Below are 22955 nucleotides of genomic sequence, written 5' to 3'. Positions count from 1 at the left end.
ATGACCAGCTTCGGCAAAATCATTGGGCGGTTCCAGGGCGACGAGAATGGCGCCGCTTTGGTGGAAGCTGCGATAACCATACCACTCGTCTTGCTGTTATCGGCCGGTGTGTTCGAGTTCTCCAACATCCTGAACACGCGCCTGCTTCTCGAAGCCGGCGTTGAGGATGCGGGTCGCTACATGGCACGATGCAGCAGTGACTGGGAGACCTGCAAGGGACGGGCTCAAAACCTTGCTGCCTATGGGACGATCACCAGCGGTACCGCCAGGGTGAGGGGATGGCTTCCAGCCACGGTTTTGATCACCAAGGCTTTGTCCACACCAGCGGTCGATGTGGCCACGGGCACACAGCTTTATCTTAGCAGCACGGCCAATGTCGATGTCGTGGACGTCAGCACGTCCTATTCTTATCCGGACGTTGGGTTCTGGTCGTATCTTGGTTTTGGAGCCCTAACCCTTAGCGTATCCCATCAGGAACGAGTCATTGGATGGTGACGGAGCGCACCAAGTTTTGGGCTAACCAGTCTGGAGCGGCAATGGTCGAAATGGCCATAGTGATGCCGCTGCTGCTGACGCTTCTGCTTGGCTTCGTCGATTTCGGCTATGCCTTTTACCAATGGAATGCAGGGAATAAAGCGGTGCAAGCCGGCGCAAGACTGGCGCAGATATCCACCCCTGTCGCCAGCGGGCTTCCACTTGAGACAATAACGCAGAGCGATGTCACCAAAATCGGTACCGCGGTGCCAGCGGGCACCTATAAATATATCTGCACGGCAAGCGCAACAGGTACCGCTTGCTGCAAGATCGGAACCAGCACTACTTGCGACCCCTCGATCGCGAGCCAGACCTCGTTCGATGCGATCTATGACGGCACTGCCAACCGTGCTGGAATGCATGACTTCCTGCCGATGCTGGCAAAATCCCAAGTTCAGATCGAATATGCCGCGTCCGGCTTGGGTTACTGGACCCGCCCTGGTGGACCTGTGCCGACCATCACTGTCAGCATCACCAACCATCCCTTCCAGTTCTTCTTCCTGGGCGGACTGCTCGGATTCGGAAACATCACCATGCCCTCCATGCTGAGCACGGTCACGGGCGAAGATTTGAAGAGCACCTTCCCATGAATGCCATCAACACCAAGGTTACGCCGACCAAGCGCAAGCAGGTGGCGCTGTTTTCGTCGGATCCGAGTTTCAAGCGCGATGTGGCGACGCGGCTCGATGCGCTGGCGATCTATGACGTCAGGGTTTCCGAGACGAGCGATTTCCTCAAGGGGCCGCCGGCCGACACACGGCCCGGCATCGTCATCCTCGATCTCGGCAATGGCGAATTGCTCGGCAGGCCCGGCATCGTCGAAGCGCGCGCGCTCTGGGCGAGCGTGCCGCTGATCGCGGTTTCCGACGAGCTGACCTCGGAGCAGACGCGCGTGCTGGTGCGCATGAACGCCTCGGACTGGCTGCACAAGCCGCTCGACGGCAAGGAGCTGCTCAATGCGGTAACCTTCCACGACACCGGCAACCAGGGAACGAAGAGCCGGATCATCACCTTCATCGGCGCCAGCGGCGGCGCCGGCGCCACGACGCTGGCGCTGTCGGCGGCCGAACATCTCGCCTCGAAATCGGCCGAGCGCGCGGCATCCACCTGTCTCGTCGACCTCGATTTCCAGAGCGCCAATTGCGGCGCCTATCTCAATTTGTTCAACCAGTTCGACCTCGCCGGCATCATCGGCCAGCCGGAGCGGCTCGATGTCGAGCTGATGGACGTCATCAAGCTGTCGCGCCCGTCCGGCCTCACCCTCTACGCATTCGAACGGCCGCAACTGCCCTTCGAGCCGCATGGCAGCGATTTCGTCTTCCGGCTGCTCGACCTCGTCGCCTACCGCTTCGACGACATCGTCATCGACCTGCCCAATCTGGAAACGCCCTGGCACAATTCCGTGCTGTCGACGAGCGACGAGATCTTCATCGTCTTCGAACTCAATGTCGCGTCGCTGCGGCAAGGCAAGCGGCTCTACAAGAAAATCCGCGAGCTGCGCGGCAATGCGGTCAGCATCACGCTGGTCGCCAACAAGCACAAGCGCAAATGGTTCGGGAACCATTTTTCGCGCAGCGAGCTCGAAAAGATCTTCAAGGCGCCGCACATCAAATCGGTCGCGCTTGACAACGCGCTTCTGACCGATGCGCTGAACAGGGCCATCCCGCCTTCCGAAGTGGATGGGCGGGCGCGCTTCAACAAGGATCTGAAGCGGATGTTCAAAGAGCGGCTCGATGACGCTGCCCGATAGATATCGGATCGCCCCGAAGCTCGCCGGCGCCTGCGCGCTCGGCGTGGCGCTGACGCTGTCCGTCCACGACTTGGCCCAGGCGCGATCGGCGCTTTCGGAGCGGCCGCCGCTGCCGGCGATGGGTCCCAGCCTGCGCAAGGCCGTTGCCTTCGCAACCGCCGAGCAGCCGGGCACGATCGTCATCCGCAAGGACGAGAAGGCGCTTTACCTGGTGACCCGCCAGGGCCAGGCGCTGCGCTACCAGATCAGCGTCGGGCGCGACGGGTTCGGCTGGACGGGCATCGTCAAGGTCGGGGCGAAGACCGAATGGCCGGAGTGGCGCCCGCCGCAGGAAATGCGCGCCCGCCAGCCGGAGCTGCCGAAAATGGTGCCCGCCGGCCCCTACAATCCGCTCGGCGCAAGGGCGCTCTACCTGTCGCGGGACGGGCGCGACACGCTCTACCGCATACACGGCACCAACGACCCGTCGGGTGTCGGCTTCGATGGGACGTCGGGCTGTTTTCGTCTCACCAACACGGATGTGATCGATCTTTTCGAACGCGTCGCGGTCGGCGCAAAGGTGGTGGTCCAATGACGATGATCAGCGAACCGGACATGCCGGCGATCGATATCGGAAACCAGGAACAGCGCGAACCGGTTGCCACCGAGAAATTCAGCAAGGCAAAGACGATCGGCGTCATCGTCGCCGGTGGCGCGCTTCTGATCACCGCGGTCAACATGGCGGCCGCGGTCTATCTCTATCGGGGCATGAGCGACCTGCGTTTCGTCGAGGCGCGGCTGGAGCAGCTCGGCGCGTTCGAGCAGCGGATCGCGGCCCGGCTCGACACGGTCAACAACGGTTTTCAGAGCCGGTTCGAGAAACTGGACAGCCAGTTGCAAGGCAGCTTCAACGAGATCGATGCCGGCATTGCCCGGCTGGGGCAGACTATGCCGGTCGCCGGCGGCGAGGGCATGCCAGGTGCGGAAGAACCGTCCGAATTCGCCACCAGCACGCTGGCGCAAGCACCCGAAGCGCTCGACGGCGAGAGCGAACCCGGCGTCATCGAAGCGCCCGCACCCAGGAGGAGAATCGCGTCGGCGTCGCCCCCTGCCCCAAGCTCCAACTACCAGCGCATCCAGCAGCCCGACGGCAAGGTCTATTACCGCCGGATCAACTAGACGCCATTGCTCTAGAGATCGCGCTGCAGCGCCAGGATGCGGATGGCCCGGACGGACCGCTCCCGCGCCTCAGTGAGGAAGGCGATGTGGCAGTAGGCACAGGCCACGATGCCAAAAAGCAGCACCAGGCTGTTCTTCAAGGTGAAATCGACGGCCAGCGAATACGGAAGACCCTTGGGCGACGTGAATTCGGCAATCGTGCTCGCCGTTTCCGAATGGCTGCCGACGGCGATCATCAGGCCAGCGAAAATCAAGGCAACATGGTTGGCGAGGAACGAGGATGCCGACCTTTTGGCGTGGCACGCCACCCAGCAGACGATCGCTGCCGCGGCAAGAATGACGGCGTCGATAACCATGGAGCCGCCCAGCCAGACATCGACCTGCTGCCAAAGCACCGTCGACAGTGGGCGCAGTTCAAGCCATAGCCACCATGCGGTGGGGCTGGCTGGATAGGTGCCCAGCAACAAGGTCGCCATGCGCTCCCCTGCCAGGACCGCCAGAATGAGAAACGGAAAGGCGAAAAGCAGAAGCGGCTTGCGTTTCATGTTCCCTCGACAATCTGCAAGCCAGGATAGGCCGTATAGATTGCTCAAGGCTTAACGGCCCTACTTCCGGCCCTCTCCCGATTGCGAGCGTTCGAGGACGGCAAAGAAGATCACGGTGAGCAGAAGGACGATCAGCAGCAGCACGAACGCGGCTGCCGCGCCTTCGTTGAGCGAAAGGCCGAGAAAGGCACGGCGATAGGCAAAGAAGCTCAGCACTTCGGTCGCGTTGCCCGGCCCGCCCTTGGTCAGGACATAGGGCAGATCGTAGGTCCGGAACTCGTTGATCAGCTGGATGATGATGGTGATCGCCGCGACCGGCCGCAGCATCGGCAGGGTGATGTAGAAGAATTGCTGCCAGCCGCGCGCGCCATCCACTTCAGCCGCCTCATAGGGATCTCGCGGCAAAGCGGCGAGCCCCGCGGCGAGGATCAGCACGACGAAGGACATTTGCTGCCAGATGTCGATCGCCGCCATCGTCCAGAGCGCCATGCCTGGCGTGCCTAGCCAGTCGAGGCGCGGCAGGCCGAACGTTTCCATCAGATGATTGGCGATGCCGAGATTGGGCTGGAGCAGCATGCGCCAGATCAGGGCGACGCTGATCGGCGACATCGCCATGGGAATGGTCAGAACCGCGAAATAGACCGGCTTCATCCGGACCGTCCGGTTGAGCATCAGGGCGATGCCGAGCCCGATCACGAATTCGCCGACAACCGTCACCGCCGAATAGCGCACGGTGAGCCAGAGCGCGTTCCAGAACAGATCATCGCCGATCATCGAGGCGAAATTCTTGAACCCGACAAGCGGCAGAAGCTGCGGCTTGATCAAGGTCATCGAGGAGATCGAGAGGATGCAGGCATAGGCCAGGGGAAAGCCCATCACGATCGCCAGCAGCAACAGGCCGGGCAAGGCAAAGGCCCAGCCGGTCCGCCACTCGCGGCCACGGGCAGCCAATCCTTTTTTGATCGCATTGTGCATCGTAGCCGAGCCTTGGTCGGTTGCTGATCTCGTCAAGATCCGGGGTCTGGACAAGATCCGGCGCGGCTGAGACCGCCGCGCCGGATCTCCTTGCCGAGCCGGACCGCTATTTGTCGAGGAGCCCCTGCAAGCCGTCGGAAGCCGCCTTCAGCGCCGCGTCCGATGTCGCCTGGCCGCCAGCCGCCAGCGAGAGCTGGGTACCGAGCAGATCCTCGTATTGCGCCGAATAGGTGAAGATCGGAAACGACTTGCCGGTCGCCACCACATCCTCGGCGGTCTTGTAGAAGGGATATTTCGCCAGCACCGCCGCATCGGCATAGACATCGCTGCGCACCGGCGCGTGGCCCTCGAGCGCGCGCTTCACCGAAACATCCTTGCTCTGCACCCACTGTATGAAGGTCCAGGCGGCTTCCTGCTCTTCCGGCGACGTGTTCTTGGGAATGCCCCAGCCCCAACCGCCGCTTTCGCCATGGCCACCCGGCATCACCGACAGGCCGACCTTGCCGGCGACCGTCGGACACTTCACGGCATCGTCCATCTGCGGCAGCATCCACCAATAGGTGACCATGCTGAAGGCCGAACCGCTGCACATCAGGCGCATGGTGTCATCGAGTGTCGCCGATATGGCACCCTGCTGGGCGCCATGCTGGATGTTGTCGACATACAGATCGAGCGCCTTCTTGGCCTCTGCCGTGTCGAGGCTCGCCTTGCCGTCGGCATTGAGATAGCTGCCGCCGGCGGAGAACAGGTAGTTGGAGAATTCCATGCTGTTGGGATCGCCGCGCTGGCCCTGCATCGCGGCTCCGGCGACGCCGGCATTGGCCTTCATGAATTTGGAAATCGCCACATAGTCTTCGAGCGTCGTCGGCAAAGCGAGTTCCTTGCCGGTTGCCGTCTTGTAGGCGGCCTTGAGCTTCTCGTCGCCGATCAGGTCCGTGCGGTAGAGGAGGCCCATCGAGTAGTTGTACATGGGCACCAGGAACAGCTGGTCCTTGGTCCGGCCGAGCAGGTCAAGCGTCGAGGGAATGAAGGGGCCTAGATCGTATTTGGATTTCTCGACGAAGGGTTTCAGATCGGCGAGCCAGCCGGCGGCCGGAAATTCGCCGGCCCACAGGAAGTCGACCTCGAGCACATTGTAGTAGCTCTGCGGCGCGGTCAGCTGGGACACCAGCTTGTCGTGCATGTCGGGATAGCCGATCTTCTCGAACTCGACCTTGATGCCGGTCTGCTTCTCGAATTCGGGCAACAGCGCTTCGATGATCTTGGTTTCCGGCACGTCCTCCATCAAGGCGTGCAAGGTGATGGGCTCAGCCGCCCTGGCCGGAAGCGATGCGCTGACAACCGCTGCCCCGCTCACGGCCGTCATCAGCATTTTGATCAAGGTCTGCTTGTTCCAAGTCATAACTCTCTACTCCTCTTTCCCTCTGGACGCGGCGGTGATCCCGCCACGATTTCATAACCGGCTAGCGAGCCATGTCGGCTCTCGGAGCGGCCGGCCTATTTCACGCTGCCGAACGTCAAGCCCTGGACGATGAAACGCTGGATGAAGCGGGAAGCCACGACCAGCGGCAGGATGGCAAGGACGACGCCGGCAGAGACCTTGGCGATCTGGACGCCGTTCGAGGTCTGCAACGCGGCGAGCGCAACCGGTATGGTCGCCGTCTTCGGCCCGCTCAAAACCAGGGCAAACAAAAACTCATTCCACGCCAGGATGAAGCCGAGGACGCCGGCGGCCGCGATACCGGGCATCGACACCGGCAGCACAATGCGCCAGAAGGCGCCCCAGGCGGTCGCGCCGTCGGTCATCGCCGCCCACTCCAGATCGACTGGAATGCCTTCGAAGAAGCCCATCAGGATCCAGGTCAGGAAAGGCAGGTTGAGCGCGGCATAGACGATGATCAGCCCGGTCAGCGAATTGCTGAGCTCCAGGCTTCGGAACAGCGTGAAGGTCGGCAGCACCAGCGCCACGGGCGGCAGCATTTGCGTCGCCAGAACGGCAAAACGCGCCCACCGACCGCCCGTACGGAAGCGGGCGAAGGCATAACCGGTGGTGGCGGCAAAAGGCAATGCGAGCAGAACCGAACCGAGCGCGACGATCAGGCTGTTGAGGTAGGACTGACCGAAGCGGCTCGACAGGAGCGCCGAATAATTGTCCGTCGTAAAGGCCGGCATCAGCTCGTTGCTGTAGGATAGCTGCTCGGGCACGAAGCTCGTCCGCAGCACCCAGAGCGGCGGCAGCAGCACGATGGCGCAAACGACAATCAGCCCGAAATGCAGGCCGAAGCGGCGACGAAAGGCCGGCCGCTCGTTTCTGTCCATGCTGGTCATCGAGTGGCCGCCATGAGGCTCGGCCGCGCGATCACCAGTTCGGTTTCGGGATCAAACAGGTGCATCGGCAGCGGGTCGATGTAGAGTTCGACGATCGAGCCGACGGGCGCCGTGAAATAACGGCTCAGGCGGGCGGCGATCTCCAACGGCTTGTCGCCTCCGGCGGGGTGGGCATCGTCCGTGCCGGTGGCCTGACCGGCAATCTGGCCGATCAGGACGTTCTCGGCGCCGAGAGCCTCGACGGCCACGACCCGTACGGCAATCTTCTGCCAGTCCGGCTTGTCTGGGCTTTCATGGAAATCCTCAGCCCGCACGCCCAGAATGACGCGGCGCCCGACACGCTCGCCATAAGCGTTGCGGTGGCGGGCGGGGACGGCAAGCACGGCACCACTATCGGTCAGGACGGAGAGCCCTTCGCCAGGTGCGGCCTGAAGCGTGGCCGGAATGAGGTTCATCGGCGGCGTCGCCAGGAAGCGCGCGACGAAGGTGTTGACCGGGTCGGCATAGACTTCAAGCGGCCGGCCGGCCTGGACCAGGCGACCATCGCGCATGATGCATATGCGATCGCCCATGGTCATGGCCTCGACCTGGTCGTGCGTGACATGGACGATGGTGCGACCGAGGCGTCGGTGCAGCTTGACGAGTTCGAGCCGCATCTCGGCACGCAGCTGCGCATCGAGGTTGGACAGCGGTTCGTCAAGCAGGAAGGCCTCCGGTTCGCGAACGATCGCCCGGCCGAGCGCGACACGCTGACGCTGGCCGCCCGAAAGCGCTGCCGGCTTGCGGCCGAGAAGATTCTGCAAACCGAGCAGGTTCGCGGCGTCGGCAATCTTGGCATCGATCACTGCGGCGTCGGTGCCGCGCATCTTCAGCCCGAAGGCCATGTTCTGCCGCACCGACATATGCGGATAGAGCGCGTAGCTCTGGAACACCACCGCGACGTTGCGGTCGCGCGGCGCGACATTGGCGACGCTCTTGCCACCGATGCGAAGATCGCCGGAGGAAATGCTCTCCAGGCCGGCAATCATCCGCAGCGTCGTCGACTTGCCGCATCCCGACGGGCCGAGAAAGATCACGAATTCACCATCGGGAATGGTGAGATCGACCTCATGCACCCCGTAATTGCCATTGCCGTAGAGCTTGGAAACGCGATCGAGCTCGATAGACGCCATAGACTTTCCTCATGAACCCGTCTGACCCGGCTGAACGCCGAAGGCCGAAGTCGAGCGAACGGTCATCTTAGAGAACAAAATGTAACATTGAAAGCCTACCTTCTGATCATATGTGTTCACTTTTTTGGTTGGCGCGTGCCAGCATCAGGATCCGGTTACAGCCGCCAAAAGCCGTCAGGTCATGTAGACGCCGCCGGTCACGTTGACGCCCTGGCCAGTCATGAAGCGGGCTTGATCCGAGCAGAGGAACACGACGACGTCGGCGACATCCTCCGGCAGTTCGAGCCGGCCGAGCGGCGTCTGCGCGATATAGTCGGCGACCACCCGTTCGGGCGTGACCTGCCGCAGATGCGCCTCCCATTCGACTTCGCGCGATTGCATGCCGGTCTTGACGAACCCCGGGCAGACGGCATTGACGCGGATTCCCTTGGGCGCGAGCTCGCGGGCAAAGGCCTGCGTCCAGCCGAGCACGGCGAACTTGGATGCCGAATAATGCGCCAGGAGCGGCGCACCGACCTTCGCGGCAAGCGAGGCGGTGTTGACGATGCAGCCCGTGCCTTGCTTGACAAAATGCCGTCCAGCGATCTGATTTGCGAGGAATACCCCGCGCGCATTGACCGAGAAGTTGAAGTCCCACTCCTCGTCGGTCAGATCGAGCGCGTGCTGCATGGTGGACACGCCGGCATTGGCAATCAGGATATCGCAGCCGCCTAGCGCTTCCAGCACAATGGCAAAGGCCGCCTCGACGGAATCGCGACGGCGAACATCGACCGTGACGGCGGCGGCACCGCCGCCAATCTCCTCGGCCGCCTTGCGCGCCGCGTCGGGATCCAGATCGCCGATCGCCACGGCGACACCCTGCCGCGTCAGGGCGGTCGCGATCGCGCGACCGATCCCCGCGCCGCCACCCGTCACAAAGGCACGCTTGCCCGCGAGTTCGGCAAGCACTGGAGGAATGACGGAGGCAGCCGGCATGATCGTAATCTCTCTGCTTGGTGGCGGAATGCGTTCTGTTGATATGGAGATGCATACCAATAAATTCGAACACTGCAAACATATTTTTGTTTGAAAATGTTTGATCATACGGTAGAGTTGAAGTAGCAGACCGCTTCGTCAGCGGCTTACCCACCGGATACATCGATGGCCGACGACACCGCCTCTCCTCTATCGTCCACGCATGGCGCACCGCGCGATGCCGACCGTCAGCGCCTTCTTGCGCACGATCGGCAGGCACGCATCCTGGCTTTGCTGCGCCGGACGGGGTCGCTCACCGTCGCTACGGCCGCGGCCGAACTTGCCGTTTCCGACATGACGATCCGCCGCGATCTCGTCGAACTGGAACGCGAGGGCAGGCTGGTGCGAATCCATGGCGGCGCGATCGAGGCGGACAACCCGCCGCTGGTCGCCATGGACAGTGAGGAGCCGAGTTTCGATTCGCGCTTGCGCCAGCGCCGTGACCCGAAGGCCGCGATTGCCGCCGCCGCGGCCGCCTTGGTTTCGGGATACCGCACGATCGCATTGGATGTCGGCACCACCACCTATCTGATGGCCGAGCACCTCAAGGACCTTCCGCACGCCAAGGTGTTCACCAACAGCCTCAGGATCGCGGCGGCGCTGAACGGCGGTGTGCCCGAAGTCTATGTTGCCGGCGGCCGCGTACGAGCCGACGAGATGTCGACCGGCGGACCCGCGGCCATCGCCCAGTTCGAGGCGCTGTGGTTCGACGTCGCCGTGATCGGCGTCTCCGGCATCACGGCGGACGGCCTCTTCGACTATTCCTTCGATGATACCGACATGAAGCGCGCCTATCTGAGACGCTCAGGCACCAAGATCGTGCTCTGCGATTCCGCCAAATTCCTGCGCATGTCGCTGGTGCGGATAGCGCCACTGTCGGACATCGACATCCTCATCACCGATGCCGAGCCGCCGGCCAAGATCGCCGCAGCGCTCGCCGCGGCCAAGGTCGACCTGCGCATCGCGCCGCCGCTGACGCGCGACTGAGGCGCAACATTTTCACTTTATCCCCAAGGAGACGACTCGATGGTATTTGAATTTTTCGGCGACAAGAAGAAGGCTGTCATCTCGATGGCACATATCGGTGCCCTGCCGGGAACGCCCCTCTATGATGCCGATGGCGGCCTCGACAAGCTGATCGATGGCGTGCTCTCCGACATCCGCAAGCTGCAGAGCGGCGGCGTCGATGCCATCATGTTCGGCAACGAGAACGACCGCCCCTATGTCTTCAAGGCGCCGCCCGAAGGCATTGCCGCCATGACCGCGATCGTCCAGGCGGTGAAACCCGAGCTGAAGGTGCCGTTTGGCGTCAATTATCTCTGGGACCCGACTGCCAGCGTCGCGATCGGGGCGGCCACCGGAGCCCGTTTCGTGCGCGAGATCTTCACCGGCCTGTTTGCTTCCGACATGGGCCTGTGGGAGCCCGATTGCGCCGCCGCCTCGCGCCTGCGGCACAATCTTGGCCGCGACGACATGAAGCTTCTCTTCAACATCAATGCAGAGTTCGCACACTCGCTCGACCAGCGTCCTATTGAATTGCGCGCCAAGAGCGCGGTGTTCTCGTCGATGGCCGACGCCATCCTCGTTTCCGGTCCGATCACTGGCCAGCCGGCCGACCAGTCCCACCTGCGCAGCGTCTGCGAGACGATCAAGGACGTGCCGGTCTTCGCCAACACCGGCGTGAACATCGACAATGTCCGCGATGTCCTTTCGCTGGCGAGCGGCGTCGTGATCGGGACCCATTTCAAGATCGATGGCAATACCTGGAACGCCGTCGACGGCGATCGGGTCAAGCGCTTCATGGACGTTGTCGCCACTTTGCGCTGAGGACGGCTTCCACGGCGATGCCGGCCATCGCGCCGGCTCGCGGTGATCATATCGATCGTTGCGGGCCGGCGTCCGGAATGATCGACTGGTATCGAGCAGCGGGACACGACGAGGCAGACAGGTTCGCCCGCCTGCCCTTCCCGGCATTTCAATGGATTCGACATGGCGTTCGTTCTCGGTCTCGATATCGGCACCACCTCGACGATGGGCATTCTGATCCGGCTTCCCGATCAGGTGCTGGGCCTCGCCTCGCGCCCCGTCACGCTGCATTCCGAGCATGCGGGCTGGGCCGAGGAAGATCCCGCGCAATGGTGGACCAATGTCCGCGACATCGTGCAGGAGTTGCTGAGGACCAGCGGCATCAAGGCCGAAGAGATCGTGGCGATCGGCACCACCGGCATGCTGCCGGCGGTCGTTCTTCTGGACGAGCAGGGCGAGGTGCTGCGACCGAGCATCCAGCAGAGCGACGGCCGCTGTGGCGCCGAAGTTGCCGAACTGCGGACCGAATGCGATGAGGCGGCTTTCATCGCCAAGGCCGGCAACGGCATCAACCAACAGCTGGTCACCGCAAAGCTGCGCTGGATAGAGCGTCACGAGCCGCAGGTGTTCAGCCGCATCGCCACCGTTTTCGGCTCCTATGACTATATCAACTGGCGCCTCACCGGTGAACGTGCGGTTGAGCAGAACTGGGCGCTGGAGGCCGGCTTCGTCGATGTTTCGACGCACCGGATCGACGACGACCTGGTGGCGCTCGCCCACATACCGCGCTCGGCCGTGCCACGAAAGATCGCCTCGCATGAGATCCTCGGTTCCGTCTCGGCGAAGACCGCGGATGAGACCGGCCTGATGGCGGGAACACCTGTCGTCGGGGGTGCGGCCGACATGATCGCTTCCGCGCTCGGCGCCGGAGTTGCCAAAGCAGGCGATGTCCTCCTGAAATTCGGCGGCTCGGTCGATATCCTGATCGCCACCGATCAGATCAAGCCAGATCCCCGCATGTATCTTGATTACCACCTGGTGCCGGGCCTGTTCATGCCCAATGGCTGTATGTCGACCGGCGGCTCGGGCCTCAACTGGTTCGTACGCAATTTCGCCGGCGGCGAGATGGCCACGGCACAGGCCGATGGTATTTCGGTACACCAGCGGCTCGATGCGCTGGCGGCAGAGCGTCCCGCCGGTGCCGACGGCCTCACCGTCCTGCCTTACTTCCTCGGCGAGAAGACGCCGATCCATGATCCAGCGGCTCGTGGCGTGATCGATGGGCTGACGCTGTCGCACGATATCGGCCATGTCTGGCGCGCTTTGCTCGAGGCCTATGCCTTCGCCATCGCGCATCATATCGAGGTGCTCAACGACATGGGCCACCGGACCGAGCGCTATCTCGCCTCCGACGGCGGCTCAAGCAGCAAGGTCTGGATGCAGATTGTCGCGGATGTCCTGCAAAAGCCGGTCCAACGCCTGACCGGGCACCCCGGCTCTTGTATCGGCGCTGCCTGGACGGCGGCGATCGGCGTCGGCCTGACCGACGACTGGTCGGGCGTTTCCGGTTTCGTCAGCTTCGCCGACCGGCTCGATCCCGACCCGCGCAAGGCTGACATCTACCGCGACGGCTATCGCCGCTATCGCGATCTTTATGCGCGCCTGTCGGCTCCTGGCGCGACCAGAGCGGGATCGTCATCGTGATGTATCGCGCCGTCGCCTGGGACATCGACGGAACGCTGATCGACAGCGAGCCGTTGCATCATCAATCCCTCCTCGCCGGCTGCCGCAACTGGAACGTCGATCTTGACGACCTGCCCGACCAAGCCTTTCGCGGCATCCATATGGGCGACGTCTGGACAATGCTGCGTCCGCGTCTCCCGGTCGGGCTCGACCAGGCGGAGTGGCTCGCCGCTATCAATGCCCACTACGTCGCGAACCGGGCGAACGCCGTCCCGATCCCCGAGGCGGTCGAGACGATCCGGGCCCTGGCTGACCGCGGCGTCCCGCAGGTCTGCGTCTCGAATTCCGGCCGGCAAGTCGTCAATGCCAATCTCGATGCGCTCGGCGTGCTCGACCATATGAGCCTCACAATCAGCCTCGACGACGTGTCGGCCGGCAAGCCCGACCCAACGCCCTATCGCGAGGCCTGCCGGCAGCTCGCCGTAGCTCCAGGGTCGGTGGTGGCCGTGGAAGACAGCCGCACCGGTACCAGGGCCGCACGGGCCGCCGGTCTGTTCGTGGTTGGCTATCTCCCCAGCGGCGTCCTGCTCGACGACGTCGATCTCAGTACCAACCGTCTGTCGTCGATCCTGGACCTGTTTCCCGGCTGAGGGTTTGCGCGTCGTTCCAAGTGTGCGCTTGACCATGCATGCAGGTTTGTAGCGTGATGGCAGCTGATCGATTCACATCGATCCGGTAGGAATCCTCTTGCGCCTCGGCGTCGTGAAACCGCGAACGACACCACACCCAGGATTGGACGCTTGATGAACGACCTCCCCCAAACACTTGCAGCGGACTCGCTCGGGCCAACCGTGACGATTGGAGAAATCCTGGTAGAGATCGTCGCGAGGCAGACGGGCACCGGCTTCCGGGAACCTATCGACCTCATTGGTCCCTTTCCGAGCGGCGCGCCCGCCATCTTCATCGATCAATGCGCACGTATGGGCGGAGCGGCCGCAATGGTGGGCGTGGTCGGCGACGACGATTTCGGCGTCGTCAACATGGAGCGCCTGAAGCGGGACGGCGTAGACACTTCAGCCATCGCTGTTTCCCCGGATTATCCGACGGGCAGCGCCTTTGTTCGCTACCGCACGGACGGAAGCCGCGATTTCGTCTACAACATCGCCAAATCCGCCGCCGCCCGACTGGAATGGAGCCCGCAGGTCGAGGCGCTGATCGCGCGTTGCGGGCATATCCATGTCATGGGAACGGTGTTCGCAAGTCCCGCAGCCTGGGCGATCACCGAACGCGCGATCCCGCTGATCAAGGCACGCGGCGGCACGATGTCGCTCGATCCGAACCTGCGCAAGGAATTGCTGGCGCACGGCCAGACCGAGGAGAAATTCGCCGGTCTGGTGGACGAAGCGGACCTGCTGCTGCCGTCGGGCAATGAATTGTTCCTGGCCGCCGGCACGGACGGGGAGGAACGCGCGATCGAGGCGCTGTTCAGACGAGGGGTCAAGGAGATCGCCGTGAAGCGCGGCGAACATGGCGCGTCAGCCCGTCAAAGCACCGGAGCCCGCGCCGATTGCCCCGGCCTCATCGTCGAGGAAACGGACCCCACCGGCGCCGGCGACTGTTTCGGGGGAGCCTATGTCGCATGCCGGCGGCTGGGGATGGCGCTGCAGACGGCGCTCGAATTCGCCAACGCGGCAGGGGCGCGCAACGTCACACGCCTCGGTCCCATGGAGGGAGCCGGCACGCCGGCCGAGCTGGAAGATTTCATGGCAAGAACGGCGAGAAGAAATTGATGCGTGTGGCGATCGAAGATTTGCCGGCCCTGCACAGGGACGGGAAGAAAATCGGGGTGACCTCGGTGTGCTCGGCGCACCCGCTGGTGCTGAAAGCCGCACTGCGCCACGGGCGGGAAACCGGCACCACCGTCCTGATCGAGGCGACGTGTAATCAGGTCAATCATCTGGGTGGTTATACGGGCATGACGCCGGCCGATTTCGCGGCGATGGTGGAAGCGCTCGCGGCAGCCGAGCAGTGCCCGCAAGAGCTGATCGTGCTTGGCGGGGATCATCTCGGCCCCAATCCCTGGAGAGACCGGCCCGCCGAGGAGGCGATGGCGCAGGCCGGGACGATGATCGATGCCTATGTCCGCGCCGGCTTCCGCAAGATCCACCTCGATGCCTCGATGGGCTGCGCGGGTGAACCGGCGGCGCTAGACGACCACACAGTGGCCGGGCGCGCGGCTAGGCTAGCAGGCGTCGCGGAGCAGGCGGCAGCGCAGAGCGGCGGGGCAAGCCCGGTTTACATCATCGGCACGGAAGTGCCGCCGCCCGGCGGCGCCGATCACACATTGGATGCGATCACCCCGACCAGTCCGGAGGCCGCTCGCCAGACACATGCCATTCATGCCCAGGCATTCCACACCGCCGGGCTTGAAAGCGCATTTTCCCGCGTCATCGGGCTTGTGGTGCAGCCGGGCGTGGAGTTCGGCAACCAGAATGTGATTTTCTACGATCGGGCAAAGGCCCGCGGCCTGGCGGCAACCCTCGACAGATTGCCGTCGCTCATTTTCGAAGCCCATTCGACGGACTATCAGGGTGAGAGGCCGCTGCGTGAACTCGTCGAGGACGGCTTCGCCGTCCTCAAGGTCGGACCCGAGCTGACCTTCAAGCTGCGCGAGGCGCTGTACGCGCTCGACCTGATCGCTTCCGACCTGGCGCCTGGCTATGGCGAGCGGCCGCTTTACCGCGCAATGGAAGAGCTGATGCAAGGCACCCCCAAGAATTGGGCAAGCCACTATCATGGAAGCGATGCCGACAAGCGGACGCTGCGCCACTACTCCTATTCCGATCGCATCCGATATTATTGGGCGATCCCGCAAGCCCGTGCCGCCTGCAACCGTCTTTTCGATACGTTGAAAGGCCGGAGGGTACCGGTGACGCTGTTTCTCCAGCACCTGCCTTCTGCAGTCACATGGGCTGGCCGCGCCTGCGACGGCGAGGAGATCGCGATCGGTCACGTCCGGCGGAGCATCGAGGCCTACGCCCGGGCATGCGGCACCTGAGATCCTCGTCCGGCACTTCAAGGCCAGAGCGGATGGCCTGGCGGGCGGCAGGAACGCTTACAGCGATGGCCCCAATCGGATCGGACTGCCGTCGCTGAAACGGGATTGACGGAACCTGTAGAGATTGTGCCCGGTCTCGTTGCCTTGGACGAGGTCGGACAGCACACGGCCAATGCCGGGTCCGATGCCGAAGCCGTGACCACTCATCCCGGTCGCTATGACGAGACCCGGGATCGCAGCGGCGCGATCGACGATGGGCACGACATCAGGCATCGCATCGATCATGCCCGCCCAGCTCGCCTTGATCGGCACAGTCGTGAACTGAGGGAAAAGCTCCCTGAACCCGCGGTCGATGGCGCGAAGCGCCGACGTCTCGGGAGCCGGATTGAGGACGCGCATCCGTTCGAAAGGGCTTTCTTCATCCGCGTTCCATCTGCGCGGCGTCGACCAGCCATCCGGGTATCCTCGCGGCGCGGCCGGCAGGTAGCGCGTGCCGAAGGGATTGGCCATCAGGGCGCTGAAATATTTGCCCGCATGGCGAAATGCGTCCGGCCCTATGTAGAGTTGGCTACTGCCTCCCGATGCGAGCGTATACCCGCCATCCTGCCTGCGCCGGAAAGCGATGCATTCATCCGCGGCGGCACCGGTGTGGATTTCCGGCATAGGTGCTGTCGCGGCGACGGTCGCCCTGACGCTGAGCTGCGGAATCGAGATGCCGTGGGCGCGCAGAAAGAGCGACGTCCACGCGCCGCTGGCGACGACGACGCTCGAGGTCGCGATGTGCCCTTTCTCGGTCCAGACGCCACTGATGCGTCCCGCGGAGATGTCGAGCATACGTGCCGCGCAATTCTCGATGATCGTCACACCTTCGCGGGCCGCCAGGCGAGCAAGCGCGGGCACCGCGACCCAAGGTTCCGCCCGCATGTCCGATGGGGTGATCATTGCCCCTTTGAACGGTCGCGACATGGCAGGGATCAGGCTTGCCAACTCACCTTGGTCGAGGAGACGCGTCTCGACGCCATGAGCCTGGGCAACCTCGAGAAACTTCGCGAAACCGGCCATCTCCTTGTCTGTCCGCGCAAGATAGGTAACGCCCGTCTGCTTCAGTCCTATGTCCTCGCCACATTCCTGCGCCAGTTGCCGCCAGAGGCGCTGCGCTTCGATGACGATCGGCAGTTCGTCGGCATCGCGGCCCTGCTGTCGGATCCAGCCCCAATTGCGCGAGGATTGCTCGGCGGCGATGCGGCCCTTTTCCAGCAGCGTCACCGAGACGTTCCGTCGCGCCAGGAACAGTGCCGTGCTCACGCCAATGACCCCGCCGCCGATGATCACGACGTCCGAAGTCTTCGGCAGGGGATGCTGGAACTGGATCGGGGTGGCTTCGGTGAAGGGGAAGATTGTCAAAGAGCACCGTCCTTCTTGGTATGCTGCGGCGACATCCGGTCCACGCTGGCAGCGAGATCTGGGCAGCGATATCTGGCCGCCGTGAAATGTCGATACCACGCGAGGAGATTGATCGTCAGCTAGTGCTTGCAGACAAGAACGGCGACAGATCGCGGGTCTGGAAGAGCCCTGGCCAATGAGTCCTGAAACCGCCGACAGGCCGGCCCAACTAGTCTGAACCTTGAGCGCGAAGGCCAGAATGCAATAGGTATCACAAAACCGCCAAAATGGCTTAAGGGCCAGAGCAATTCCGCAAAATCGTCCAACCAATCAATTACTTACAGGAAAAATCCGATGGTACCGTTGGCTGGGATCGAACCAGCGACCTCCGGATCCACAATCCGGCGCTCTAACCATCTGAGCTACAACGGCACGTTGCCTGAGCGGATCGAAACAGAAACTCATCCGCCCGCTCTGTCGTTCGGCGATGCGTCCTTACGGGCTTATGGATTCTAATTCAAGGCTTTTGGAAAGCAAAGGTCACTTCCCCACATCGACGCGGCATTTGCCTGGCAAGAAGGACCAGGCAAGGACCGGGCGCTGGACAAAGAAAAAGGCCGGCGGGAGGAGGTGCCGGCCTTTTCCTGTTACGAGCCAGCGGGAGGAGGTGCTGGCTGGTCACCCCGGGGAGCAGAGGGAGGAGGTTCCACTCACCGGGTATTCCTTGATGGCTGCTATCATACACCTGATCGTTTTTAAGAAAATGCGACCTTTTGTTGCATCTTCAGATCATGCGCAAATGTTAGGCAACCTTGATTTCCTTCATCGCCTTCTCGAAGGCGGTCTTGATCGGCTTGGAGACGTCCTCGGCCGCCTTGGAGGCAACGGCCTGGAAGTCCTTGGCCTGCTCGACGGTCGATTCGACGCGCTTGCGCAGGAAGGCGGTCTGCAGCTCGACGACTTCCGACAGCGACTTGGCGCCGATCAGGGCTTCGAGGTGGGAAAAGCCGGCCTCGGCATTGGCACGCAAAGCGGAGATGGTCTTGAGCGACAGGTCGTTGGAAACGGTCTTGGCGGTCTCGTAGGTCGACTCCAGAGCCTTCTGGGTCTCCTCGGCGCCGGTCTTCAGCTTGGCATAGGCCTCTTTCGACTGCTCAACGCCCTTTTCGGCGAAGGCGCGCATCTGGTCGGTGGCCTTGGAAGCGTCGAAGCTCGGGAATTCAACGTTTTCGATCGTCTCGGCGGTCTTGGTCCTGGACATTTTCCATCCTTTTCAGCGGCAGCGGCTTTGACAGAAAGCCGTCTCGTTCCTGTATGATGGCAATATAAAGGCAAATTTTGTGCATTGCAATATCTTTGTTGCAGTGCACCATAAATTTCTTTTGGGCCGTTAACCAAGAGCCCAGATTCCAGCCTTTGCACGTTCTGGCTTGTGGACCTTCGCGCCTCCGGCTTTTATTAACAAAGCGTTAACTGCAAAATCGCCGCTCCGTGAGGTCCGCCAAGCGCATGCCGTCCGAATATTCCTTCCTCGATGTCGCCGTGCTCGACGCGGTCCGCCAGCGCTTTGCGGCAGGCGACGCGATCGCGATCCTGTCGGCGGATCTGGAGCAGGTGATCTGGGCCAACGGGCCAGGAGCCGCGATGTTCGGTTATCCCGACATCGAGGCGATCATCGGCGCGTCGACGCAGTTGCCTGTGATCGCCAGGCGCCAGATCATGGCGACCAGCGGATTTCCCGAGATTGGCAGTGACCGCGCCATCATGGTGCGGCTGGCGACCGGCATGACCAGCCGCGCCGTCGGCTTCCTGGCCAGTGCGGTGACCATGCCGGACGCCGAAAAGGCGATCATGCTGGCAGTGCCAGCGGCTCAGACCGGGTCACGCAGTGCCAGCGAAATCGCCGCGCGCGCCATTAGCGGCCTCACAGAGGATGGTCATTTCATCGCCTTTGTCGATGCCGGGGGCAACGTCGAGGCGGCCTCGGAAGGATTTTCGGCACTGGGCATCCTGCCGGAGACGCTGGCGGCACTGGTCGCCGACGTCGCAGCCGAGAGCGACCGCATCGTCAAGCGCCTTGTCCCCGGCGGCACGGCCTCCTACCCGGCAGGGCTGGCAAGATTGACCGAGGAGCGGCATCTGCTGGTGGTGATCGACGAGGACCAGCTCGACGACACAGCCCCTGCGGGCGAACATCCTACGCAAACCATTGCCGAGACGGCACCTGCTGGCGACGCGGCTTCCCAGCCGGAACAGGGTCGCGAGGCACCGACCGACGAACCGAGCGCCTCGCAGCCGGCCGGCGACATCGCCGCATCGCAGCATGAGATCGCCGATGCGATCGGGCAGGCGCCGACGGCGGCCAACAGCGATCAGCCGGCAGCAGAGCGCATGCCCGCGCAGCACGACCATTGGTACTTCAACGCCGGCGAGGACGGAGGGGAACAGGCGCCGCGACCTGCCGCGTCCGGACCTGAAGCGCCTCAAGAGCCGGCCGCCTTGGAAGTCCAGTCCACGGCCACGCCGACGACCGTCTCGGCGATAGACCGCGCCGCAGCGCCGGTGCGCTTCGTCTGGCGCACCGATGCCGAAGGCAAGTTCAGCGCGCTGTCGCCGGAATTCGCCGACATCGTCGGCAAGCCGGCGGCCGACGTGATCGGCCGCCGCTTCAGGGATGTCGCCGCTACATTCGGCCTCGACCCCTCCGGCGAGATATCAGGGCTCCTCGAACGGCGCGATACCTGGTCCGGGCGCTCCGTGCTGTGGCCGGTCGTCGGCACCGATCTGAAGATACCGGTCGACCTGGCGGCGCTGCCTGTCTATGGCCGCAGCCGCGCCTTCGAGGGTTTCCGCGGCTTCGGCGTCGCCCGCGCCAGCGACGCGGTCGTCGATCCGGAGGCCATCGGCATGGCGCTGGTGCCCAATAGCCAGGCGCCGGCAACGCCGGAACCGCAAGTCATCCAACCCGCGCCCGAACAGCCGAACGCCGAAGAGCCCAAGACCGAGGACACGCAGGCATCGGATCCGTTCAAGGGCGAGGTGCCGGCGCTGACCATCGTGCCGAAACAGGAGCGGCGCTTTGCCGATAAGGTGATCCGGCTCGCCGAACATCGCCAGCCTGCCAACGACAAGGGCCTGTCGACCCTGGAACGCAGCGCGTTCCGCGAAATCGGCGAGCGGCTGAAGAAGGATAGCGCTCCGGTCGGGCCGCCAGAGACCGAGACTGTGGAGGCATCGGCAGCGGAGACCGAGGCTCCGGTCAATGCGTCCGACGACCCGATGCGCACCGACGGCATCCCTGCGTCAGGGCCAGAGAACGAACCGGTCGAGGCATCCGATGTCGATGCCGAAGACGAGCGGGATCTGGCACGGCTTGACGGTCACGCGGACGAAGCCCCTCGTGACGCCCGCTCGGGGGTGAATGTGACGGGCTCGTTGCTCGACTATGCCGGCCAAGATGACGAACGTGGCCCCGTGGCGGCGGAACCAGAGAACACAGCTGCCGTTTCGCCCGGCGAAGAGCCTGAAGCCACTGACGCGACACATGATGGCCTCGATGACGACAGCATGACGTCGGCGGATTTTCGCGATGCCGAAGACAATGAGGATTGGGCGCAGCCCGACGAGGAAGCCGCGTCGCCCGACGAGCAGACGGTTGGCGAGGAAACCGCAGGCGACTCTGCGGAAATACCCCTCGAGCGCCCTCGCCTGCAGGTTCCGCCGCTCAAGGCCGAAGGGTTCGTGCCGTCGGCGTTTTCCGCCGGAGATGAACACAAGGCTCCGGACACGTCGCTGCTCGGCAAGCTGCCCGTGCCGCTGCTCATCCATTCCGGGGACCGGTTGCACTATGCGAATGAGGAATTCCTCAGCCTGACGGGTTACGAGGCGCTTGACGATCTGGCGGATGCCGGCGGCCTCGGCGCGTTGTTTGCCGACCCCTATGCCGACGACGGCGTTTCCGACGGCACCGATCGCGCGCTGCGGCTGAAAACGCGTGACGGACAGGAATTCCCGATCGAGGCCATTTTGCGCTCGGTCCCCTGGCGCGACGGCAAGGCGCTGATGCTGGTCGTGCGACGCTCCGGCGAGGATGATGCGCCGGCGAGCCTGCATGTGGTTGGCGACGAGCAGACGCAGCCGGATATCTCCGAACTCAAGGCGCGCATCGCCGAGATGCGCACCATTATCGACACCGCCACCGACGGCGTCGTGTTGATCGGCCGTGACGGCACCATCCGATCGATTAGCCGGCCTGCGGAAGCGCTGTTCGGCTTCGACAGCGACGATGTGACCGGCAAGCCGTTCGCCTCGCTGTTTGCGATCGAAAGCCAGCGCGCGGCGCGCGACTATCTCAACGGACTGTCCGAGCCCGGCGTGGCGAGTGTCATGAACGACGGCCGCGAGGTGATCGGGCGCGAGTCGCAAGGCCGCTTCATTCCGCTGTTCATGACCATCGGTCGGCTGCCCAACGACAGCGGCTTCTGCGCCGTCGTTCGCGACATCACGCAGTGGAAGCGGGCCGAAGAGGACTTGACGCAGGCACGTGCGGTGGCCGAGCGCGCGTCCTCGCAGAAGACCGATTTCCTGGCCCGCATCAGCCACGAGATCCGCACCCCGCTCAATGCCATCATCGGTTTTTCGGAATTGATGGTCGACGAGAAGTTCGGACCTGTCGCCAACGACCGCTACCGCGACTATCTGCGCGATATCAACCGCTCGGGCAATCATGTGCTCGATCTGGTCAACGACCTGCTCGACATCTCCAAGATCGAGGCCGGCCAGCAGGAGATGGCCTATGAAGCGGTGTCGCTCAACGACACGCTGGCCGAGACGGTGGCGATGATGCAGCCGCAGGCCAACCGCGAACGGGTCATCATCCGCTCCAGCTTCGCTTCGCGGCTGCCGGAAGTGGTGGCCGACCTGCGCAGCGTGCGCCAGATCGCGCTCAACATCCTGTCGAATGCCATCCGTTACACCCAGGCCGGCGGCCAGGTGATCGTCTCGACCGCTTATGAGACGTCGGGCGACGTCGTCATGCGGGTGCGAGACACCGGCATCGGCATGAGCCATGCCGAGATCGAGCAGGCGCTGAAGCCGTTCAAGCAGATTAACGCGCTGAAGCGCGGACGCGGTGACGGTACCGGGCTTGGACTGCCGTTGACCAAAGCGATGGTGGAAGCCAACCGTGCCCGGTTCACCATCAATTCGACACCGGGCGAAGGCACTCTGGTCGAGGTCGCTTTTCCGTCGACCCGTGTGCTCGCGGAATAGATCAGCCCTCTCCGCGGTTCGGTCCCGATAAAAAGAAAAGGCGCCCAAAGGGCGCCTTAAGAGATGGGATTGCTGTCACAACGGGGGCTTGAGCGAATTCGGATCCTCGGGGCTGAGGAACGGGATTTCTCCCTCAAGTTACCTGCGACTATCGACGCCGGACCTTAACAACTCCTTACCGGAGTGCCGGAAAATTTACGAATGTGTACCACTCATGAAATCTAGGTAAATTCTAGCGAGATATTTCGTTAACCATGCCGGAAAGGCCTTTTTCATGC

Annotated in this window: 20 protein-coding genes and 1 tRNA gene; 12 read left to right on the top strand and 9 right to left on the bottom strand. The window is 63.2% G+C overall.

Annotation, left to right across the window (positions count from 1 at the left end; genetic code table 11):
* From AC0L3E_RS01470 to AC0L3E_RS01450, 5 genes are read left to right on the top strand one after another with little or no spacing between them, the layout of a single operon-like run.
* Positions 1-495, top strand: a complete 495-nt coding sequence (locus tag AC0L3E_RS01470) for a TadE/TadG family type IV pilus assembly protein (protein ID WP_473604051.1) — start codon at positions 1-3, stop codon at positions 493-495.
* 41 nt (positions 496-536) lie between these two features.
* Positions 537-1124 (top strand): TadE family protein, encoded by a 588-nt coding sequence (locus AC0L3E_RS01465; RefSeq protein WP_473604050.1) that lies wholly within the window; start codon positions 537-539, stop codon positions 1122-1124.
* Positions 1121-2284 (top strand): CpaE/TadZ family protein, encoded by a 1164-nt coding sequence (locus AC0L3E_RS01460; protein ID WP_473604049.1) that lies wholly within the window; start codon positions 1121-1123, stop codon positions 2282-2284. Before AC0L3E_RS01465 ends, AC0L3E_RS01460 begins: the two co-directional genes overlap by 4 nt.
* Positions 2268-2858 carry a L,D-transpeptidase gene (locus AC0L3E_RS01455; RefSeq protein ID WP_473604048.1) on the top strand — a complete coding sequence of 197 codons (591 nt, stop codon included), beginning with the start codon at positions 2268-2270 and terminating at the stop codon, positions 2856-2858. The genes AC0L3E_RS01460 and AC0L3E_RS01455 overlap by 17 nt, the downstream gene beginning before the upstream one ends.
* Positions 2855-3442: a hypothetical protein gene (locus AC0L3E_RS01450; protein WP_473604047.1), complete on the top strand. Its 588-nt coding sequence runs from the start codon at positions 2855-2857 to the stop codon at positions 3440-3442. Before AC0L3E_RS01455 ends, AC0L3E_RS01450 begins: the two co-directional genes overlap by 4 nt.
* Before the next feature lie 11 nt (positions 3443-3453).
* Here AC0L3E_RS01450 and AC0L3E_RS01445 read toward each other — a convergent pair whose 3' ends face one another.
* From AC0L3E_RS01445 to AC0L3E_RS01420, 6 genes are all read right to left on the bottom strand, one after another.
* Positions 3454-3987, bottom strand: coding sequence for a hypothetical protein (locus tag AC0L3E_RS01445; protein ID WP_473604046.1), 534 nt, complete (start codon positions 3985-3987; stop codon positions 3454-3456).
* A gap of 60 nt (positions 3988-4047) precedes the next feature.
* On the bottom strand, positions 4048-4962 hold the full coding sequence (locus tag AC0L3E_RS01440) for a carbohydrate ABC transporter permease (protein ID WP_127811245.1): 915 nt from the start codon (positions 4960-4962) through the stop codon (positions 4048-4050).
* 106 nt (positions 4963-5068) lie between these two features.
* Positions 5069-6364: an ABC transporter substrate-binding protein gene (locus AC0L3E_RS01435; protein WP_128307608.1), complete on the bottom strand. Its 1296-nt coding sequence runs from the start codon at positions 6362-6364 to the stop codon at positions 5069-5071.
* A 95-nt stretch (positions 6365-6459) separates the two neighbouring features.
* A complete protein-coding gene (locus AC0L3E_RS01430; protein ID WP_013530271.1) occupies positions 6460-7290 on the bottom strand; it encodes a carbohydrate ABC transporter permease in 831 nt (276 codons plus the stop codon).
* Positions 7287-8462, bottom strand: coding sequence for an ABC transporter ATP-binding protein (locus tag AC0L3E_RS01425; RefSeq protein ID WP_473604045.1), 1176 nt, complete (start codon positions 8460-8462; stop codon positions 7287-7289). The genes AC0L3E_RS01430 and AC0L3E_RS01425 overlap by 4 nt, the downstream gene beginning before the upstream one ends.
* A 174-nt stretch (positions 8463-8636) precedes the next feature.
* Positions 8637-9437 (bottom strand): SDR family NAD(P)-dependent oxidoreductase, encoded by an 801-nt coding sequence (locus AC0L3E_RS01420; RefSeq protein WP_128309507.1) that lies wholly within the window; start codon positions 9435-9437, stop codon positions 8637-8639.
* 165 nt (positions 9438-9602) lie between these two features.
* On the opposite strand from AC0L3E_RS01420, the gene AC0L3E_RS01415 reads away from it, so the two are divergent.
* From AC0L3E_RS01415 to AC0L3E_RS01390, 6 genes are all read left to right on the top strand, one after another.
* On the top strand, positions 9603-10463 hold the full coding sequence (locus tag AC0L3E_RS01415) for a DeoR/GlpR family DNA-binding transcription regulator (RefSeq protein WP_473604043.1): 861 nt from the start codon (positions 9603-9605) through the stop codon (positions 10461-10463).
* A gap of 39 nt (positions 10464-10502) precedes the next feature.
* Positions 10503-11303 carry a BtpA/SgcQ family protein gene (locus tag AC0L3E_RS01410; protein WP_023809131.1) on the top strand — a complete coding sequence of 267 codons (801 nt, stop codon included), beginning with the start codon at positions 10503-10505 and terminating at the stop codon, positions 11301-11303.
* 162 nt (positions 11304-11465) lie between these two features.
* Positions 11466-12986: an FGGY-family carbohydrate kinase gene (locus AC0L3E_RS01405; protein WP_473604042.1), complete on the top strand. Its 1521-nt coding sequence runs from the start codon at positions 11466-11468 to the stop codon at positions 12984-12986.
* Positions 12986-13615, top strand: coding sequence for an HAD family hydrolase (locus AC0L3E_RS01400; RefSeq protein WP_473604041.1), 630 nt, complete (start codon positions 12986-12988; stop codon positions 13613-13615). Before AC0L3E_RS01405 ends, AC0L3E_RS01400 begins: the two co-directional genes overlap by 1 nt.
* A gap of 153 nt (positions 13616-13768) precedes the next feature.
* The gene (locus AC0L3E_RS01395; protein ID WP_127395308.1) at positions 13769-14755 is read left to right on the top strand and encodes a tagatose kinase; all 987 of its coding nucleotides are present in this window, start codon (positions 13769-13771) and stop codon (positions 14753-14755) included.
* Positions 14755-16023 carry a D-tagatose-bisphosphate aldolase, class II, non-catalytic subunit gene (locus tag AC0L3E_RS01390; RefSeq protein ID WP_128306777.1) on the top strand — a complete coding sequence of 423 codons (1269 nt, stop codon included), beginning with the start codon at positions 14755-14757 and terminating at the stop codon, positions 16021-16023. Before AC0L3E_RS01395 ends, AC0L3E_RS01390 begins: the two co-directional genes overlap by 1 nt.
* 57 nt (positions 16024-16080) lie before the next feature.
* On the opposite strand, the gene AC0L3E_RS01385 is transcribed toward AC0L3E_RS01390, so the two are convergent.
* From AC0L3E_RS01385 to AC0L3E_RS01375, 3 genes are all read right to left on the bottom strand, one after another.
* Positions 16081-17427, bottom strand: a complete 1347-nt coding sequence (locus tag AC0L3E_RS01385; protein ID WP_473604360.1) for an NAD(P)/FAD-dependent oxidoreductase — start codon at positions 17425-17427, stop codon at positions 16081-16083.
* Between the two features lie 334 nt (positions 17428-17761).
* Positions 17762-17838, bottom strand: a tRNA-His gene (locus AC0L3E_RS01380).
* Positions 17839-18208: 370 nt separating this feature from the next.
* On the bottom strand, positions 18209-18667 hold the full coding sequence (locus tag AC0L3E_RS01375) for a phasin (RefSeq protein WP_127327947.1): 459 nt from the start codon (positions 18665-18667) through the stop codon (positions 18209-18211).
* Between the two features lie 248 nt (positions 18668-18915).
* Between AC0L3E_RS01375 and AC0L3E_RS01370 the strand changes: the two genes are divergently transcribed.
* A complete protein-coding gene (locus tag AC0L3E_RS01370) occupies positions 18916-22677 on the top strand; it encodes a PAS domain S-box protein (protein WP_473604359.1) in 3762 nt (1253 codons plus the stop codon).
* Positions 22678-22955 lie beyond the last annotated feature (278 nt).

The organism is Mesorhizobium sp. WSM4822 (assembly GCF_055811155.1).
The sequence above is the reverse complement of the archived record's forward strand: the minus strand, read 5'-3'. Positions and strand labels throughout refer to the sequence as shown.